Genomic DNA, 2,481 nt, shown 5'->3' with positions numbered 1-2,481 from the left:
ATCCGATTTATCCAATATTTTTATTTTGGCATAGGTTTGAAAAACGCGTGGTGCGAACCTTAAATAAACATAGGCACTAATGAGAGCAATGGCCAAACTTAAAACAAACCATGGCCAATATCTCAAGTAGCGACTGATTTCTTGTTTTAAATCGAGGCTATCCTCCTCTTCCATGGTATATGTCTTATTAAACGAATCGTCCATATTTATCTTGTTAATAAAATAGTTATACTTAAAGCCAAGGATATTATGGTTGCCACCGTACCAACGTTGCCTACAAATCCAGAAGATTTTACTTTAGGGTTATTTGGATTGACCACAATAACATCATTGGGCTTGATAAAATAGTATTCGCTATTCATAAATTCTGCTGAAGTGAGATCAATATGGGATACTTTTCTTACGCCATCTACTTCGCGTGTTACCAAAACATCGGTCCGCTCACCATTAATCGTCAAATCACCAGCATAACCCAACGCTTGCAACAGGGTCATGTTGAGCTCAGTATAACTATAGGTCCCAGGGCTTCTGACTTCACCCAAAATCGAAACTTTAGCATTAATTAAGCGCACATCAACACGAGCATCCAATAAATGTCCTCCAGAAATCAATTGGTTACTAATGTAGGCTCCAAGTTGTTCGGTCGTCTTATCCTTTGTTGAAACTTCTCCCAAGCCTGGCAAATTAATGGTATTATTTAAAGTTACTACATAACCTTCCAATTGCATCAGCTCTAAACTTCGTGAAGTCGTGGTACCTTGGGCAACAGACTTGTTGTATGGTATTGCAGCTTCAGGATTTAAGCTTTCAACAGTTATTTTCAAAATATCATTAGGCTGAATAGTTGGAGATTGATAGGTAACGGGACCCACACCTGTAGTATCAATATCCTGTAAATAAAGAACTTCCTTTTTGGTGGCGCAAGAACTTAAAAAAAGAAATGCCGTTAAAAGCAATACAATGTGTTTCATTAAATTTATTTTGAACTGTTTAAACCGTATAGAATGTTATAGATAGAGTGCAAAAGTAAGGCGTTTTATTTAAAAACAATTCAAAATTATCGACTCTCCTCAGTTATTTTAGATTCGCACTTGTCTTTTAATAACCAATTATGGTAAATAAAAATAGCAGAATATAATATGGTTCCAATGATAAGCAATAAAAATAATTGGAAATGGATATCACAATCTTTAAATAAAAAGGCAAAGACGAACAAAATGGTATTGATTATTACTATACATGCTGTGGTTTGTTTGTGTGAATATCCTAATTTAATAAAGGCATGGTGCAAATGGTTCTTATCGGCTTCAAAGGGGCTTTTTTTATAGATCACTGTGCGAATAAAGAAAATACGTAAAGTATCCAGCAATGGAAAGAACACAATACTCAACACCAATACGGGTGCCGAATTAAATAGTGATGAAGCACGGAGTGTATACGTTTCACTAAGAAAGCGTACGACAAAAAAGGCAATTACAAACCCAATAAGCATCGAACCCGTATCACCCATAAAAATCTTTCGTTTTCTTGAGAAATTAAATCTCAAGAAAGGCACTAAGGATCCAATGGCCGCTACAGAAATGGTCATCATGCTCACATCCTTCATAATCCAAAAAAGAAAAGCGAAAGCTGCACTAGCAAACAATGCCAATCCACCGGCCAATCCATCTACCCCATCAATCAAGTTATAGGCATTGATAATCAATATATATACAAACAAGGTAAAAATGACCGATATCCAATAAGGCAGGGTGGACACTCCCAGAAGTCCAAAAAAACCAATAATGCGCGTATCAGTAAATATAATCAAAACGCCGACGACCAATAATTGACCCATAAACTTTGTTCGTGGTGCCAGTACCAAGAGATCGTCTTTAAGTCCTAAAAAGAAAAGGACGGTCATGCCCCCCAAAAGCAGCATTAATAATTTGGTATCCAACACGCCGCCAATTGTGGTGATGACCACCGTCAAACTAAAAAAAATAGCAATCCCTCCTAAGGTTGGCGTTTTAGTAGAATGTGCGCTTCTTGTTCCCGGTTCATCCATAAGTTGTTTGACTTGGGATACTTTTAAAATTGTGGGAAAGGTCATCCAGGAGACAACAAACGCCAGTAAAAACGCCCACAATAACCATATTCCTAAATAATCTAACGGATTAAAATAAGCCAGAAGCTCTTGAATCATATCTGTATAGGTTTAAAAACTCAATAAGTGAAAATATGAGGGACTTGGACAAATATACATGTAAAGTACTAGAGAGTGTTAAAATTTTAACAAAATATTTATTCCGTTTATATTCATTTGATTTAAGTATCTTTTTATGCTCATTTTAGTTGTGATGATTTTGATTTCGCCCGCTAAATCCACAGTGCTAAAAACTAAAATCCAATTAAAAAACAACTATAATAATTCAAGCTATAATTCTTAAACAGCCTCTAAAAGTCCATAATTTTTCAGTTCACAAAATCACCCAGGTAATA

General features: G+C 35.7%; 3 protein-coding genes. All 3 read right to left on the bottom strand.

Features of this window, described 5'->3' with window-relative positions:
- Positions 1-204 (bottom strand): hypothetical protein (locus tag VNJ50_RS01400; RefSeq protein ID WP_325578338.1); only part of this gene is annotated, 204 nt, incomplete at its 3' end.
- Positions 205-206: 2 nt separating this feature from the next.
- Positions 207-971, bottom strand: a complete 765-nt coding sequence (locus VNJ50_RS01395; RefSeq protein ID WP_325578336.1) for a polysaccharide biosynthesis/export family protein — start codon at positions 969-971, stop codon at positions 207-209.
- Between the two features lie 86 nt (positions 972-1,057).
- The gene (locus VNJ50_RS01390; protein ID WP_325578334.1) at positions 1,058-2,185 is read right to left on the bottom strand and encodes an MraY family glycosyltransferase; all 1,128 of its coding nucleotides are present in this window, start codon (positions 2,183-2,185) and stop codon (positions 1,058-1,060) included.
- Between the last annotated feature and the right edge of the window lie 296 nt (positions 2,186-2,481).

This window comes from Gelidibacter sp. (assembly GCF_035577925.1).
In the GTDB taxonomy this organism is placed as follows: Bacteria; Bacteroidota; Bacteroidia; order Flavobacteriales; family Flavobacteriaceae; genus Gelidibacter.
This window is presented reverse-complemented; position numbering and strand designations above follow the sequence as displayed.